The sequence below is a fragment of the Allobosea sp. P4_H5 genome (assembly GCF_056400825.1).
Map to the genome: position 1 here is coordinate 36,729 of NZ_JBFUKM010000003.1, position 13,070 is coordinate 49,798.

Consider the following 13,070-nt stretch of genomic DNA (forward strand, 5'->3'; position numbering starts at 1 on the left):
GCGGGACCAGGTTCCCGCGAGTTCGGGAGAGATCAGATGAGACAAGTCGTTGCTGCCACCTTCGTGTCCCTCGACGGTGTCATGCAGGCGCCGGGCGGCCCGCAGGAGGATCCGCAGGGCGGCTTCAGCCATGGCGGCTGGACCTTCCACTACTGGGACGAGGCGATGGGCAAGGTCATGGACAAGGCCCTGTCCGACGAGTTCGACCTGCTGCTCGGCCGCCGGACCTATGACATTTTCGCGGCGCACTGGCCCTATGCCGGCGACGATCCGATCGCGGTCAAGTTCAACGCCATCACCAAATATGTCGCGACCTCGGAGCCGCAGACTCTGACCTGGCAGAACAGCGTCGCGCTGCGTGGCGATCCTGCCGCCGAAGTCGCGGCGCTGAAGCGTCAGGACGGGCGCAAGCTTCTGCTGCAGGGCTCGAGCGAATTGATCCAGGCGCTGCTCGCCAAAGACCTGATCGACGAGATCACGCTGCTGACCTTCCCGGTCGTGCTCGGCAAGGGCAAGCGGCTGTTCGGCTCGGGCGCCATGCCCGCCGCGTTCAAGCTGGTCGAAAGCAGCGCGTCCAGCACCGGCGTGCTCATGGCGACCTATCGCCGCGAGGGCGAGGTCACGACCGGCTCCTTCGAGTTCGCCGAGCCGAGCGCCGCTGAAATCGCCCGCCGCGAAAAATATGCGGCCAAGGGCTGAAAAAAATTTCGACGGCCTGTCGATCGGGGGCCTGCCTCGTTCGACGTGAAGACAGAGGGCGGGAATTCTCCCGCTCCATACCGCAGCGAAATCAACGCGTAGAGATGGGAGAAGACCGATGCGTGTGATGGTTCTGGTCAAGGCCAACAAGGACAGCGAAGCCGGCGTGATGCCGGACGAGGCCCTCCTCACCAAGATGGGTGCCTATAACGAGGAACTGGTGAAGGCAGGCGTGCTGCTGGCGATGGACGGGCTCCATCCGAGCGCGAAGGGGCTGCGCATGCGCTTCTCGGGCGCGCAGCGGACGGTCCTCGATGGCCCCTTCGCCGAGACCAAGGAGCTGCTAGCCGGCTTCTGGATCTGGCAGGTCCGCTCCTTCGACGAGGCCGTCGAGTGGCTGAAGCGCGCGCCCTTCGACGGGGGCACCGAGATCGAGCTGCGCCCGATCTTCGAGATGGAGGATTTCGGCGAGGCGATCACGCCGGAATTGCGCGAGCAGGAAGAGCGCGTGCGAGCGGAGTCGGCCAAGAACGCCGGCTGACCGGACCAAGGCTTTCAATTCCAATCAACCCGGAGGGTGCGAGGCGAGGCCTGCACCTCTCCAACCACACGGAGAAGATCGATGCGTTTCATGGTGATGGTCAAGGCGACCAAGGACAGCGAAGCCGGCGCGCCGCCGACCCGGGAACTGGTCGATGCGATGATGGCCTATAATGAGGAGCTGGTGAAAGCCGGCATCATGAAGGGCGGCGACGGCCTGCAGCCGAGCGCCAAGGGTGCGCGCGTGCAGTTCGACGGCGCCAGGTGCTCCGTCGTCGACGGGCCCTTCGCCGAGACCAAGGAGCTGGTCGCCGGCTACTGGCTCTGGGAGTGCAAGTCGCTCGACGAAGCCATCGCCTGGGTCAAGCGCTGCCCCAACCCGATGCCCGGCCCGTCCGAGATCGAGATCCGCCCGGTCGTCGACATCGCCGATTTCGGCGAGATGGTCTCGCCCGAGGCCGCCGCGACCTGGGATCGGCTGAAGAGCGAGGTCGGCAACGGCTGAGCCGCTTGCCAGCCTCCATGCTGATGGTGTGTATCGCAGGCGATGACGGCAAGCGATGCACACCGCGCCATCGAGGCGGTCTTCCGGATCGAGGCTCCCAGGCTGATCGCGGGCCTAGCTCGCGTCACCCGCGACGTCGGCCGGGCCGAGGAGCTGGCGCAGGACGCGCTCGTCGCAGCGCTCCAGCAATGGCCTGATGAGGGCGTGCCACGCAATCCCGGCGCCTGGCTGATGCAGGCCGCCAAGCACCGCGCGCTCGACGGCCTCCGGCGCGCCAGGATGCTGCAGCGCAAGCATGAGGAGATCGGCCGCGATCTCGACGAGGAAGACGATCCGATCGCCGGGATCGAGGAGGCGCTCGACGACGAGCTCGGCGACGACCTGCTCCGGCTGATCTTCACAGCCTGCCATCCGGTGCTCGCGGTCGAGGCACGCCTCGCGCTGACATTGCGCCTGATCGGCGGCCTCACCACCGAGGAGATCGCGCGTGCCTTCCTGGTGCCCGAGCCGACCATGGCCCAGCGCCTGGTCCGGGCGAAGAAGGCACTGGCCGAGGCCAAGGTGCCCTATGAGGTGCCACATGGCTCCGAGCTGGCGAACCGCCTCGCCTCGGTGCTCGAGGTGGTCTATCTGATCTTCAACGAGGGCTATGCCGCGACCGGCGGCGAAGACTGGGTGCGACCCGCGCTCTGCCAGGAGGCGATGCGGCTCGGGCGCATCCTCGCCGGCCTCGCGCCGCAGGAGCCGGAGGTGCACGGCCTCGTCGCGCTGATGGAATTGCAGGCCTCGCGCCTGCGCGCCCGGATCGGGCCGGATGGCGAGCCGGTGCTGCTGCTCGACCAGAACCGGGCACGCTGGGACCGGCTGCTGATCAATCACGGCCTCAAGGCGCTGGAGACGGCGCGCCGGCTTTCCGCCGGGCCCAGCTCTTACGTCCTGCAGGCCGAGCTCGCTGCCTGCCATGCCCGCGCCAACACCGCCGCGGAGACCGACTGGCGCAGAATCGCGGCCCTCTATGGCGCCCTCGGCGAGCTGACGCCCTCGCCGGTGATCGAGCTCAACCGGGCGGTGGCGGTCTCGATGGCGGAGGGGCCGGCGGCGGGGCTGGTGCTGGTCGATGCGCTCGCTTCCGCACCGGCATTGAAGAATTACCACCTGCTGCCGAGCGTGCGCGCCGATTTCCTGGTCAAGCTCGGCCGGCATGGCGAGGCGGAGGCCGAATTCACCCGCGCCGCCGGCATGACCCGGAACCGGCGCGAGCGCGATTTGCTGCTCGGCCGGGCGGAGACGGCGCGAAAGGCGGCCGGCTGAAACCGAGCGCAGCCGCCTGGCGGGCCGTTCTTCAGCGCATGAACTGCGCGATGGCGGCAAAATCGTCCTGGCGATGGCCGGCGGCGATCGCCTCGCGGAAGAGGCTGTCCTGCGCCTTGGGGACGAGATCATTTAGGCCGCGTTCGGCGCAGAGCTGCAAGAGCAGGCCGAAGGCGCCGTAATGGACGTCGAGTGAGGCGAGGGTCTCCGCGTCGGCGGCAAAGCGGCGATCGCGGATGCGGGTGACCAGATCGACCACAGCGCCCTCGACGACGGGCAGGAAGGCCTGCCGGTGTTCCTCGAACAGGTCGAGCGCGATGCCCTCGGCCTCGCAGATCGCGGCCGCCTGGAACTGGCCGAAGAGCGCGCCCCACATCTGCCCGAGCAGGGAGAGGTCGAGGGCCGAGGCGTGGCCGACATCCTCGCCGACGAATTGCGGATTGCCGCCGAGCGCCAGGAGGATGGCCTGGTTGGCCTCGAACAGGGCCCGAGGCCCGGAATAGAGGATGGTGCCGCCGGGTTCGCCGATGAAGTCCGGCGTCGCCATGATCGCGCCGTCGAGATAGCTGGTGCCGTTGTCGGCCGCCCATTTCTCCTGCGCACGCGCCTGGTTCGGCGAGCCGGAAGAGACCTGAATGATCAGCTTGCCGCGTAGGGCGGCCGCGACTTCGGGCGAGCGGAACAGTCGGTCCGAATCGGCGTAGGTGCTGACGCAGACGACGATGATGTCGGCTGCCGCCGCGGCGGCAGCGACCGACGACGCGACGCTCGCGCCCTGGTCTGCAAGAGCTGCAGCCTTGCCGGGCGAGCGATTCCAGACATGGGTGGGGATGCCGGCCTTCAAAAAGGCCTGGGCGAGGGCGGCGCCCATGCGGCCGAGGCCGATGACGGAAACAGTGGCACTCATCGATGGCTCTCCTGACAGGGCGGGAGCACGACTGCGATAGAAGGCAGGCCTTCGACCGCGCAGCGTCGCGCTCGCTCTGGGGTTTGGCTGACGCCGGCCCATGCCGGCGGCTTCGCGGGAGATTTCTCAGTTTTATTTTTTATTTCAATTACTTACATGCAGGTAAGTAGTCGGTTGGAGAAGGCTATGCCAGTCAGGGTCAACTTGCCGGACGAATGCGGTCTCGGCCAGGCGCTGTCGGTGATCGGTGGCCGCTGGAAGTCGGCGATCCTGTGGGAGCTGCATGAGCGGGCGCTGCGCTTCGGCGAATTGCGCCGGCGCCTGCCCGGGGTCAGCGAGAAGGTGCTCTACGAGCAATTGCGCGAGATGGAGCGCGACGGCGTCGTCAGGCGCGAAGCTTTCGAGGAAGCGGTGCTGCGGGTCGAGTATTCGCTGACGCCGGCCGGGGCGGCGCTCAACGACGCCGCGCATACTCTGGCACTATGGGGGCTCGCCCATGCCAGTCGCGGTGAACTCCCGGTTGCCGCCGAATGATCAGTGGCGCGTGCCGGTGGTGAAGTTGCCGCAGCGGATCTTCTCCGGCAGGGCCTCGGCGAAGACGGCGGTTGCTTCTTCGCCATAGGTCTCGACCAGCGTGCGCATCGCCGCGAACAGGGCGGCATGGGCGAGCGAGTCGGAGTCGAGCCCGTCCTGGCGCGCCTCGATGAAGGCGTCCTCGACATAGCAGTAGGCCACGCGGCGCGCGTCCTTGACGTCCTCGGCGAGGGTCGGGTCGAGCGGCAGGTCGTCGGAGAGAGCGGACATGAAGGCTGCGGTATCCGGCGTCGAAAGGAACCTGTCGGACGGAGCAGCCGCGCATGAGCCGCGACTGTTCCAGTGATTTGCCTGGTAAGGATACGATCCGTCGACGGCGGGCGCCATCACGGTCTTTAAGAAAGGTTAATTCTCGGGGGACAATTCTGCTTAAGAATGGCGCAAGCTCGTGCCGAAACCGCGTCGCCAAGCCTCCCGGAGGATGCAAAACGGGAATTTCATCCTGTGCCAAAATCTTTGATTGTCCCGAAAACGGGCATCCTGTTCCGGTAGATCTCCTAGCCGCCGAAGCGGCTCGCCAGCGCCTTGGCGAGCTTCTCGCCCTCTTGCGCCAGACGAGCTGAAGCCTCCTGGGTGCCATCGCTGCAGGTGCGATGCGTCGCCGAATAGGCGCGGTAGCCGCGATTATAGGCGCTGGCCAGCCGCTCGCGCCGCTGCGGTGAGCGCCCTTCCGACTCGAGCAGGGTTGCCATGCGCTCGCGCCAGTCCTGCGCCTCGCGGGTCTCGCAGAGCGTGCGCAGATAGGCGAGCGAGCCGATGATCTCGGCGAGCTGCAGCAATTGCGGCTCATAGGGCGGGGCGGGTGATTCAGGTTCCGGCGGGGCCGGCTCGGCGGGGCGCTGCTGCTGTTGCGGCGGGGCGGGCCGCCGGGCCTGCGCCAGCAGCGCCTGCGGGCTCGCGGCCAGTCCGGCGAGCATCAGGGCTGCGAGCGCGCTTTTCGTCATACGCCAGCGTCGCGAGCGACAATGGCGGCAGCGCGGCGCAGCACGTCGCTAAGCTCGCGCGTCGTCGGCAGGCCGCCGAGCTTGAGGGGATCTGCCCACATCACGGCACCGGCTTCGGGGCCCGGCTGCGGCTCGCCGGAGAGCCATTCCCCGACGAAGGAGGCGATGACGAAATGATGGGTCACCGCGCCCTTGGGATCGCGGCCGACGATCTCGACATGGCGGTTGAAACCGACGATCCGCGCGCTGACGCCGACCTCCTCCTCCAATTCGCGCAGCGCCGCCTCCTCCAGGCTCTCGCCGGCCTCGACCTTGCCGCCGGGCAGCGACCAGAGCTGGTCGGCCGGGGGCTTGGTCCGCGTCGCCAGCAGGACCTTGCCGTCGCGGAAGACGGCGATCGAGGCGGCGAGCACCGGGCGCGCCGCGGCGCGGGCGGGATTGGGGAAGCGGATGACTCGATTGTTGTCTTGGCCGTTGTCCTGCCCGCTCACACGTGCTGCCCGCCATTGATGTGGAGCTCGGCGCCGGTGACGTAGCTCGAGGCATCGGTGCAGAGGAAATAGATCGACCTGGCGACCTCCTCGGTCCTGCCGAGGCGCTGCATCGGCAGCTTCTCGACGATCTTCTCCGTGCCGGGGGAGAGGATGGCGGTGTCGATCTCGCCCGGAGAGATCGCATTGACGCGGATGCCGAGCGGGCCAAAATCGGCGGCCATCTCGCGGGTCAGGCTGGCGAGCGCCGCCTTCGAGGTCGCATAGGCCGCCCCGGCGAAGGGGTGGACGCGCGAGCCGGCGATCGAGGTGACGTTGACGATCGCGCCCTTGGCGGCGGCCAGCTCGTCGAGCAGGCCCCGCGCCAGCATGATCGGCGCGAAGAAGTTGACCTGGAAGACCTGGTGCCAGTCGTTGAACGATGTCGTGGCCGCCCCGAGCCGACCGCCTTTGGGGCCCTTGGGCGAGATGCCGGCATTGTTGACCAACGCGTTGAGCTTGCCGCCCTCGGCCGCGAGGCGCTTCTTGATCTCGGCGATGCCGCGCATCGTGTCCTCGGGATCGCCGAGGTCGATCTGGACATGGTCGTCCGCGCCGGATGGCCAGGGGCACTTATTCGAGAAGGCCTGGCGCGAGCAGGAGAGGATGCGCCAGCCGGCCATGGCGAACTGCATCACCGTGGCATGGCCGATGCCGCGGCTGGCCCCGGTCAGCAGCATCACCGGGCGCTTGCCGGGCTCCGTCTTCGGAAAGTCGAATGTGGGCATGGCCATTGGCGTTGTGACTTTCCTCAGGGGTAGAGCCGCGCCTTCGTCCAGGCGTCGCCGGGCGTGGCGCGGCGGAAGGTAATGCGGTCGTGCAGGCGGAAGGCGCCGTCGCGCCAGAATTCCATGTAGACCGGGGCGATGCGGAAGCCGGTCCAGTGCGGCGGGCGCGGCACCTCGCCGACGCCGAATTTCAGCGCATAGCTCGCCACGGCTTTTTCAAGGGCGAACCGGCTCTCCAGCGGCCGCGACTGCTGCGAGGCCCAGGCGCCGATCCGGCTGTCGCGCGGACGCGACTGGAAATAGGCGTCGGCCTCGGCGTCGCTGACGCGGCTGACCGGGCCGCGGATGCGGACCTGCCGGCGCAGGCTCTTCCAGTGGAACAGTGCAGCCGCCTTGGGCTGGCCGGCGAGCTCCTCGCCCTTCTGGCTCTGGGTGTTGGTGTAGAAGACGAAGCCCTCGGGGCTGCGGCCGTTGAGCAGGACCATGCGGGAATTGGGCATGCCGTCGGCGTCGACCGTCGAGAGCGCCATGGCGTTCGGATCGTTCGGCTCGGAGGCCTTGGCCTCATCGAGCCAGCTCTCGAACAGGGCGAAGGGCTCGCTCGCTTCGGTGAAGTCACCGCTCATTAACGCATTCACGTGCTTAATCCTCGGAGTTTCAGGAAGCGTTGGGCGAGCGCGATCCGCAATGCGGTTTGATTTGGTAGTCATATATAAGCCCCGCGCGCAGCGGAGCCAGAGGCCGCATGAGCGCAGTCCCCTTGCATCGGGGGCATCCCTCGTCGGCGTGCTCCTGCTCGGACTGGCCTCGGCCGGCTGCTCGATCTCCTTTCCGATCATCGGCCTCTCCAGCAAGGCCGAGGACGAGATCGCGATGACGACCGCTTCGGTGCTGCCGGCCCGCGCCGTCGAAGGCAAGAGCCCGCTCGTCGGGCTCGCGCCCGATCTCGGTCCCGAGGACTGGCGCCGGGCGGAAGGCGCCATGGCACTGGCGCTCGATCCGCAGGGCAATGGCGCGCCGGTCTCCTGGGACAACGCCCAGAGCGGCATGAAGGGTACGTTCACCCCGGTCGGCGGGCCGTTCCTGAAATCGGACGAGATCTGCCGCGCCTTCTTGGCCTCGATGAGCCTGCAGACCGGCCCCGTGAAGCTGCAGGGCACCGCCTGCCGGCCGTCTGGCGGCGAGTGGGCGGTGACCGACGCCAAGCCGTGGAAAGGCACGGTTTAAGCCTGTTGCAACTGCGCCACAGTCTTCCCATCTAGGATGCGGTTCCGCTACGCCGGAATACGAAGCCTCCGGGGGTGTGTTTGAATGCGTGATCCGTATCAGGTTCTGGGCGTGGCGAAATCGGCTGACGAGGCCGAGATCAAGAAGGCTTATCGCCGCCGCGCCAAGGACCTGCACCCCGACCGCAACCAGGGTGATCCGAAGGCGCAGGAGAAATTCTCCGAGCTGAACACCGCCTACGAAGTTCTCGGCGATGCGGACAAGCGCAAGCAGTTCGATCGCGGCGAGATCGACGCCGAGGGCAAGCCGCGCTTTTCCGGCTTCGAGGGCATGGGCGCCGGGCGTCGCGGCGCGCAGCATGGCGGCTTCGATTTCCATTTCGACGGCGGCGGCCCTAGCCGTGGCGGCGATCCCGGCTTCGATCCGGCCGACATTTTTGGCTCGCTCTTCGGCGAGGCGGCCAGGCGCGGTGGCGGCCGTGGCCGGCAGAGCCAGCCGCAGAAGCCGCCGGAGCAGAGCTTCAGCCTCGAGGTCGGCCTGGCTGAAGCGGTCAATGGCGGCACGCGCCGGGTGAAGCTGCCCGGCGGGCGCGAGGTCGAGGTGACGATCCCCGAGGGTGTCGCCGACGGCAAGGTCATGCGCCTGCGCGGTCTCGGCCAGACCCATCCGCTCACCGGTGAGGCCGGCGACGTGCTGATGACGATCAAGGTGAAGCCGGATTCCCGCTTCACCATCGACGGCATCAACCTGCGCGCGCGCGTTGCGGTGCCGCTGGCGACGGCGGTGCTGGGCGGGCCGATCCATGTGCCGACGCTGTCGGGCGCCGTCGAGATGAACGTGCCGCCGCTGACCGGCACGGCGCGCCAGTTCCGCCTGCGCGGCAAGGGCTTGCCCGGCGCCAAGAAGGGCGAGCATGGCGACCTCTTCGTCTCGATCGACATCGAGATGCCCAGCGAGGATGCCGAGCTGACCGCGCTGATGAAGGCGCGGGCCGGCTGAGACGCCTGAACAGGATTTCGGCAGACGGCGCTTCCACCCTTCGGCCGCCTCAGTTATGAGACCGTCCGGTTCCCTTTTGCCGGTTCGTCCAGTTCGAAGGTCTCAGATGCCTGAATCCAGCAGCGCCGCCCCGACCGCCAACCTCCTGCGGGGCAAGCGTGGTCTCGTCATGGGCGTCGCCAACAACCGCTCGATCGCCTGGGGCATCGCCAAGGCGGCGGCGGATGCTGGCGCCGAGCTCGCCTTCACCTATCAGGGCGATGCCTTGAAGAAGCGGGTCGAGCCGCTGGCGCAGCAGCTTGGCGGCCATGTCGTCGGCCATTGCGATGTCACCGACGGGGCGACGATCGATGCGGTCTTCGCCGAGATCGAGAAGCTCTGGGGCAAGCTCGACTTCGTCGTCCACTGCATCGCCTTCTCCGACAAGGACGAGTTGACCGGCCGGTATGTCGACACGACCGAGGCCAATTTCTCGAAGTCGCTGCTGATCTCCTGCTATTCCTTCACGGCGATCACCCAGCGCGCCGAAAAGCTGATGCCGGATGGCGGCTCGCTGCTGACGCTGACCTATTACGGCGCCGAAAAGTGGATGCCGCATTACAACGTCATGGGCGTCGCCAAGGCGGCGCTGGAATCGAGCGTGCAGTACCTCGCCGCCGATCTCGGCCCGTCGAAGATTCGCGTCAACGCGATCTCGGCCGGGCCGATCAAGACATTGGCGGCCTCTGGCATCGGCGATTTCCGCTATATCCTGCGCTGGAACGAGTACAACTCGCCGCTGCGCCGCACGGTCACGATCGAGGAGGTCGGTGAGACCGCGGTCTTCCTGGTCTCCGACATGTCGCGCGGCATCACCGGCGAGGTGATGCATGTCGATGCCGGCTATCATGTCGTCGGCATGAAGGTGCCGACCGCGCCGGACATCTCGCTCGACAAGGGCGAGTGAGGGCTGAGGCCCGCCCGCAACGGCGCGACTGCAGACGAAGTTTCTGTAGCTACTTTGTTGTAACGAGGTGACGCGTCGCCTATCTTGCTCGCGAGAGCGGGAGAGGGCCATGCTGAGCGCAGTCAAGAAATTCGGGAACTCGGCCGGCGTGCTGATTCCCAAGCCTCTGCTGGCCGAGATCGGCGCCAAAGCCGGCGACAGCGTCGAGCTCAAGGTCGAAGGCGGACGCATCGTGATCGAGCCGGTCATCCGCCCGGCGCGCGCTGGCTGGGCCGAAGATTCGCAGCGTCTCGCACGGGAACAGGACGACGAACTCGTCTGGCCGGAATTCGGCAATAGCGAAGACGCGGCCTTGGCATGGTGAAGCGTGGAGAGATCTGGCTGGCCGCGCTCGACCCGACGATCKGCGGCGAAATCCAGAAGACACGCCCCTGTCTCATCATCTCGCCGCCGGAAATCCACGATTATCTGCGGACCGTCATCGTCGCGCCGATGACGTCCGGCAGTCGGCCTGCCGGCTTCCGTGTGCCGGTGCAGTTTCAGGGCATCGATGGCTTGATCCTGCTCGAGCAGAGTCGCGCGCTCGACAAGCAAAGACTTCGGAAGAAGCTCGGCAGCGTTTCCAACGCGACCCTCGGACAAGTGCTGCAGACCCTGCGGGAGCTCTACGCGGATTGAGCCGGTGAGGCGGCGCGCAGTCGATGCGTTCCGTCCTCATCCAGACTGACATCCTGACTCGCGATCGCCATCAGCAGATCGGTGACGCTGCGCTCTCCGATCATGATCGCCGGCGCGATCTCCACCAGCGGCGCCAGCACGAAGGCGCGCTCGGCGATGCGCGGATGCGGGATTTGCAGGCCCGGCCGGTCGATCGTCTCTGCGCCATAGGTCAGGATGTCGATGTCGAGCGTGCGCGGCCCCCAGCGCTCGCGCCGCTCGCGGCCGCTCTCGCGCTCGATGGAAAGGCAGAGCGCAAGTAGGTCGTCTGCGGTGAGCGAGGTCTCGATCAGCACCGCCATGTTGCGGAACTCCGGCTGGTCGAGCTTGCCCCAGGGCGCCGTGCGCCAGACCGAGGAGACGGCCTTGAGCTCGGCAGCCGCATGCGCGCGCAGCCGCGCCAGCGCCGCCGCGAAGGCCGCCACGGGATCGCCGAGATTGCCGCCGAGGCCGAGCGTCGCCTCGATGCTCACCGCGTGAAGTCCAGCTTGATCCCGACCGAATCCATGCGGCCGGGAATGGGTGGGGCGGGCTTGCGCAGCGTGACCGCGACCTTGGTCACGGCGGGGTATCCCGCCAGGATCGCCTCGGCCAGTGCCCGCGCCGCCGCTTCCAGCAGCTTGAAGCGCTTGCCCGAGAAGGTGCGCGTCACCAGGCCGACGACCTCGCCATAGTCGACGGTGTCGGCGATGTCGTCGCTGAGCGAGGATGCCCGCAGGTCGCAGTCGAGCACCAGGTCCATCGAGAAGCGCTGGCCGAGCCGGCCCTCCTCGGCGAAATGGCCGTGATAGGCGTAGAGGTCGAGCGCCTCGATGAAGATCTGCCCGGTCGCGCTCATTGTGCTGCTCCGATCGCCGCCCAGATTTTCAAGGCGTCGACATGCTCGTCGACGTCATGAGTGCGGATGATGGCGGCGCCTTGGGTGACGCCGTAGAGATGGGCTGCGATGCTGGCCGCGACGCGCTCAGCCGGCACCGCCTTGCCGATCACGTGGCCGAGTACCGATTTGCGGGAAGCGCCGAGCAGGACCGGGCAGCCGAGCTCGCCGAGGCGGCGGAGCTCTCTCATCAGCAGAAGCGACTGCTCCGCGGTCTTGCCGAAGCGGCCGATGCCGGGATCGACGACGATCTGGCTGCGTGGCACGCCGGCTTCGGTGGCGATTTCGATCGAGCGTTCGAGGAAGCGCATGACGTCGGTGAGGATATCGAGTCCGGGATCGACCTCCTCGCGGTTGTGCATCAGGACGATCGGGGCGCCATGGTGGGCCGCGACGCCGGCGATGGCAGGCTCGCGCTGCGCGCCCCAGACGTCGTTGACGATCGAGGCGCCGACCTTGAGTGCGGCCTCGGCGACTTCAGCCTTGTAGGTGTCGATCGAGATCGGGATGTCGCTCTGGGCGGCGATGCCGGCGATCACCGGCAGGACACGGGCGAGCTCGCTTTCCGCATCGAGGCGGATATGGTCCGGCCGCGTCGACTCGCCGCCGACATCGACGATATCGGCACCCTGCCGCGCTAGCGTCAGCCCATGCGCGACCGCCATGGTGGGGGCGGCGAAGAGGCCGCCATCGGAAAAGGAATCCGGGGTGACGTTGACCACGCCCATCAGCAGGGGCCTGGTGCCCAGGTCGAGCTTGCGGCCATCCGGCAATGTCAGCGTGGCGTTCATGCGACTGTCGAGCGATGCGAGAGCCTGCCTCTTACACAGGGCAGCGGGGCGCGGCCACCACAAAGCTCACGAGGCAGTGAGGGCGGCCCCTGCGGCGCTTTCGCCCCTTTGACGAGCCGGCCTGCAGCGTGCATGAGGCGGGGCATGACTCCCCTGACGATTCCCGGCCGCCTCTTCCTCGTTCGCCACGGTGAAACCGACTGGAATCGCGAGGGCCGGTTGCAGGGCGGGAAGGACATTCCGCTCAACGGGCTTGGTCGCATGCAGGCCGAGGAGGCGGCGCGCCGGCTCAAGGCGCTGACGCCGGACTACGCCACCGTGGACTATGTCTGCTCGCCGATGGAGCGGGCGCGCGAGACGATGACGATCCTGCGCCGCGAACTCGAGCTGCCATCAGACGGTTTCCGCATCGATGACCGCTTGCGCGAATTGACCTTCGGCGACTGGGAAGGCTTCACCTGGCGCGAGATCCGCAAGAGCGAGCGCGAGCTCGCACAGGCCCGCGAAAGCGACAAATGGGGCTTCGTGCCGCCCGGTGGCGAGAGCTATCGCATGCTGGCGGAGCGTATCCGCCCGGTGCTCGAGGGGCTGGCGCCGGACACGGTGATGGTCAGCCATGGCGGCGTGGCGCGGGCGGTGCTGGCGCTGATCGGCGCCGTCGGCACGGCGGATGCGGCGCGTGTCGAGATCTGGCAAGGCAAGATCCTCGTGGTCGAAGGCGGCAAGGCGACATGGATGTGACAGTCGACCGCCAG

The 13,070-nt window shown here is 67.5% G+C and carries 20 protein-coding genes; 11 read left to right on the top strand and 9 right to left on the bottom strand.

The annotated features are described in order from the left end of the window. Positions 1-36 precede the first annotated feature (36 nt). From AC1DS0_RS06645 to AC1DS0_RS06660, 4 genes are all read left to right on the top strand, one after another. Positions 37-699, top strand: coding sequence for a dihydrofolate reductase family protein (locus AC1DS0_RS06645; RefSeq protein ID WP_476813591.1), 663 nt, complete (start codon positions 37-39; stop codon positions 697-699). A 118-nt stretch (positions 700-817) separates the two neighbouring features. Then, the gene (locus tag AC1DS0_RS06650; RefSeq protein ID WP_476813592.1) at positions 818-1,240 is read left to right on the top strand and encodes a YciI family protein; all 423 of its coding nucleotides are present in this window, start codon (positions 818-820) and stop codon (positions 1,238-1,240) included. Positions 1,241-1,321: 81 nt separating this feature from the next. Then, positions 1,322-1,744 carry a YciI family protein gene (locus tag AC1DS0_RS06655; protein WP_476813593.1) on the top strand — a complete coding sequence of 141 codons (423 nt, stop codon included), beginning with the start codon at positions 1,322-1,324 and terminating at the stop codon, positions 1,742-1,744. Positions 1,745-1,786: 42 nt separating this feature from the next. Further along, positions 1,787-3,055 (top strand): RNA polymerase sigma factor, encoded by a 1,269-nt coding sequence (locus AC1DS0_RS06660; RefSeq protein ID WP_476813594.1) that lies wholly within the window; start codon positions 1,787-1,789, stop codon positions 3,053-3,055. 31 nt (positions 3,056-3,086) lie between these two features. Here AC1DS0_RS06660 and AC1DS0_RS06665 read toward each other — a convergent pair whose 3' ends face one another. After that, the gene (locus tag AC1DS0_RS06665; RefSeq protein ID WP_476813595.1) at positions 3,087-4,064 is read right to left on the bottom strand and encodes an NAD(P)-dependent oxidoreductase; all 978 of its coding nucleotides are present in this window, start codon (positions 4,062-4,064) and stop codon (positions 3,087-3,089) included. Between the two features lie 84 nt (positions 4,065-4,148). Between AC1DS0_RS06665 and AC1DS0_RS06670 the strand changes: the two genes are divergently transcribed. Then, positions 4,149-4,496, top strand: coding sequence for a winged helix-turn-helix transcriptional regulator (locus AC1DS0_RS06670; RefSeq protein ID WP_476813596.1), 348 nt, complete (start codon positions 4,149-4,151; stop codon positions 4,494-4,496). Here the strand turns inward: AC1DS0_RS06670 and AC1DS0_RS06675 are convergent, their stop codons facing one another. From AC1DS0_RS06675 to pdxH, 5 genes are all read right to left on the bottom strand, one after another. Further along, a complete protein-coding gene (locus AC1DS0_RS06675) occupies positions 4,497-4,766 on the bottom strand; it encodes a hypothetical protein (protein ID WP_244543908.1) in 270 nt (89 codons plus the stop codon). 287 nt (positions 4,767-5,053) lie between these two features. Continuing rightward, entirely contained in the window at positions 5,054-5,500 is a 447-nt protein-coding gene (locus tag AC1DS0_RS06680; protein ID WP_476813597.1) for a TIGR02301 family protein, read from the bottom strand. Continuing rightward, positions 5,497-5,991 (bottom strand): NUDIX hydrolase, encoded by a 495-nt coding sequence (locus tag AC1DS0_RS06685; RefSeq protein WP_476813598.1) that lies wholly within the window; start codon positions 5,989-5,991, stop codon positions 5,497-5,499. The genes AC1DS0_RS06680 and AC1DS0_RS06685 overlap by 4 nt, the downstream gene beginning before the upstream one ends. Continuing rightward, positions 5,988-6,710 (bottom strand): SDR family NAD(P)-dependent oxidoreductase, encoded by a 723-nt coding sequence (locus AC1DS0_RS06690; RefSeq protein WP_476814016.1) that lies wholly within the window; start codon positions 6,708-6,710, stop codon positions 5,988-5,990. Before AC1DS0_RS06690 ends, AC1DS0_RS06685 begins: the two co-directional genes overlap by 4 nt. Positions 6,711-6,781: 71 nt before the next feature. Then, positions 6,782-7,384, bottom strand: coding sequence for a pyridoxamine 5'-phosphate oxidase (gene pdxH / locus AC1DS0_RS06695; RefSeq protein ID WP_476813599.1), 603 nt, complete (start codon positions 7,382-7,384; stop codon positions 6,782-6,784). A 160-nt stretch (positions 7,385-7,544) separates the two neighbouring features. On the opposite strand from pdxH, the gene AC1DS0_RS06700 reads away from it, so the two are divergent. From AC1DS0_RS06700 to AC1DS0_RS06720, 5 genes are all read left to right on the top strand, one after another. Beyond that, the gene (locus tag AC1DS0_RS06700; protein ID WP_476813600.1) at positions 7,545-7,985 is read left to right on the top strand and encodes an RT0821/Lpp0805 family surface protein; all 441 of its coding nucleotides are present in this window, start codon (positions 7,545-7,547) and stop codon (positions 7,983-7,985) included. 84 nt (positions 7,986-8,069) lie between these two features. After that, on the top strand, positions 8,070-8,984 hold the full coding sequence (locus AC1DS0_RS06705; RefSeq protein ID WP_476813601.1) for a DnaJ C-terminal domain-containing protein: 915 nt from the start codon (positions 8,070-8,072) through the stop codon (positions 8,982-8,984). Positions 8,985-9,090: 106 nt separating this feature from the next. Next, positions 9,091-9,930, top strand: coding sequence for an enoyl-ACP reductase FabI (gene fabI, locus AC1DS0_RS06710; protein ID WP_152015450.1), 840 nt, complete (start codon positions 9,091-9,093; stop codon positions 9,928-9,930). 109 nt (positions 9,931-10,039) lie between these two features. Continuing rightward, positions 10,040-10,294 carry an AbrB/MazE/SpoVT family DNA-binding domain-containing protein gene (locus AC1DS0_RS06715; RefSeq protein ID WP_476813602.1) on the top strand — a complete coding sequence of 85 codons (255 nt, stop codon included), beginning with the start codon at positions 10,040-10,042 and terminating at the stop codon, positions 10,292-10,294. Next, positions 10,288-10,608, top strand: coding sequence for a type II toxin-antitoxin system PemK/MazF family toxin (locus AC1DS0_RS06720; RefSeq protein WP_476813603.1), 321 nt, complete (start codon positions 10,288-10,290; stop codon positions 10,606-10,608). The genes AC1DS0_RS06715 and AC1DS0_RS06720 overlap by 7 nt, the downstream gene beginning before the upstream one ends. Here the strand turns inward: AC1DS0_RS06720 and folK are convergent. The 3 genes from folK to folP are packed head-to-tail and all read right to left on the bottom strand — an operon-like array spanning position 10,596 to position 12,315. Further along, positions 10,596-11,120, bottom strand: a complete 525-nt coding sequence (gene folK / locus AC1DS0_RS06725) for a 2-amino-4-hydroxy-6-hydroxymethyldihydropteridine diphosphokinase (RefSeq protein WP_476813604.1) — start codon at positions 11,118-11,120, stop codon at positions 10,596-10,598. The genes AC1DS0_RS06720 and folK overlap by 13 nt on opposite strands. Continuing rightward, entirely contained in the window at positions 11,117-11,485 is a 369-nt protein-coding gene (gene folB, locus AC1DS0_RS06730) for a dihydroneopterin aldolase (protein WP_476813605.1), read from the bottom strand. Before folB ends, folK begins: the two co-directional genes overlap by 4 nt. Next, positions 11,482-12,315: a dihydropteroate synthase gene (gene folP / locus AC1DS0_RS06735; RefSeq protein ID WP_476813606.1), complete on the bottom strand. Its 834-nt coding sequence runs from the start codon at positions 12,313-12,315 to the stop codon at positions 11,482-11,484. The genes folB and folP overlap by 4 nt, the downstream gene beginning before the upstream one ends. A 144-nt stretch (positions 12,316-12,459) precedes the next feature. Between folP and AC1DS0_RS06740 the strand changes: the two genes are divergently transcribed. Then, the gene (locus AC1DS0_RS06740; protein ID WP_476813607.1) at positions 12,460-13,056 is read left to right on the top strand and encodes a histidine phosphatase family protein; all 597 of its coding nucleotides are present in this window, start codon (positions 12,460-12,462) and stop codon (positions 13,054-13,056) included. Positions 13,057-13,070: the final 14 nt, after the last annotated feature.

Excerpts from the sequence above, each read along its gene's own strand:
- folB (WP_476813605.1), bottom strand. The coding sequence starts at position 11,485 with ATGAGCGCGACCGGGCAGATCTTCATCGAGGCGCTCGACCTCTACGCC.
- pdxH (WP_476813599.1), bottom strand. The coding sequence starts at position 7,384 with ATGAGCGGTGACTTCACCGAAGCGAGCGAGCCCTTCGCCCTGTTCGAG.
- AC1DS0_RS06645 (WP_476813591.1), top strand. The coding sequence starts at position 37 with ATGAGACAAGTCGTTGCTGCCACCTTCGTGTCCCTCGACGGTGTCATG.
- AC1DS0_RS06675 (WP_244543908.1), bottom strand. The coding sequence starts at position 4,766 with ATGTCCGCTCTCTCCGACGACCTGCCGCTCGACCCGACCCTCGCCGAG.
- AC1DS0_RS06660 (WP_476813594.1), top strand. The coding sequence starts at position 1,787 with ATGACGGCAAGCGATGCACACCGCGCCATCGAGGCGGTCTTCCGGATC.
- fabI (WP_152015450.1), top strand. The coding sequence starts at position 9,091 with ATGCCTGAATCCAGCAGCGCCGCCCCGACCGCCAACCTCCTGCGGGGC.
- AC1DS0_RS06740 (WP_476813607.1), top strand. The coding sequence starts at position 12,460 with ATGACTCCCCTGACGATTCCCGGCCGCCTCTTCCTCGTTCGCCACGGT.
- AC1DS0_RS06715 (WP_476813602.1), top strand. The coding sequence starts at position 10,040 with ATGCTGAGCGCAGTCAAGAAATTCGGGAACTCGGCCGGCGTGCTGATT.
- folP (WP_476813606.1), bottom strand. The coding sequence starts at position 12,315 with ATGAACGCCACGCTGACATTGCCGGATGGCCGCAAGCTCGACCTGGGC.
- AC1DS0_RS06655 (WP_476813593.1), top strand. The coding sequence starts at position 1,322 with ATGCGTTTCATGGTGATGGTCAAGGCGACCAAGGACAGCGAAGCCGGC.
- AC1DS0_RS06690 (WP_476814016.1), bottom strand. The coding sequence starts at position 6,710 with ATGCTGCTGACCGGGGCCAGCCGCGGCATCGGCCATGCCACGGTGATG.
- AC1DS0_RS06705 (WP_476813601.1), top strand. The coding sequence starts at position 8,070 with ATGCGTGATCCGTATCAGGTTCTGGGCGTGGCGAAATCGGCTGACGAG.
- AC1DS0_RS06665 (WP_476813595.1), bottom strand. The coding sequence starts at position 4,064 with ATGGGCCGGCGTCAGCCAAACCCCAGAGCGAGCGCGACGCTGCGCGGT.
- AC1DS0_RS06650 (WP_476813592.1), top strand. The coding sequence starts at position 818 with ATGCGTGTGATGGTTCTGGTCAAGGCCAACAAGGACAGCGAAGCCGGC.
- AC1DS0_RS06680 (WP_476813597.1), bottom strand. The coding sequence starts at position 5,500 with ATGACGAAAAGCGCGCTCGCAGCCCTGATGCTCGCCGGACTGGCCGCG.
- AC1DS0_RS06670 (WP_476813596.1), top strand. The coding sequence starts at position 4,149 with ATGCCAGTCAGGGTCAACTTGCCGGACGAATGCGGTCTCGGCCAGGCG.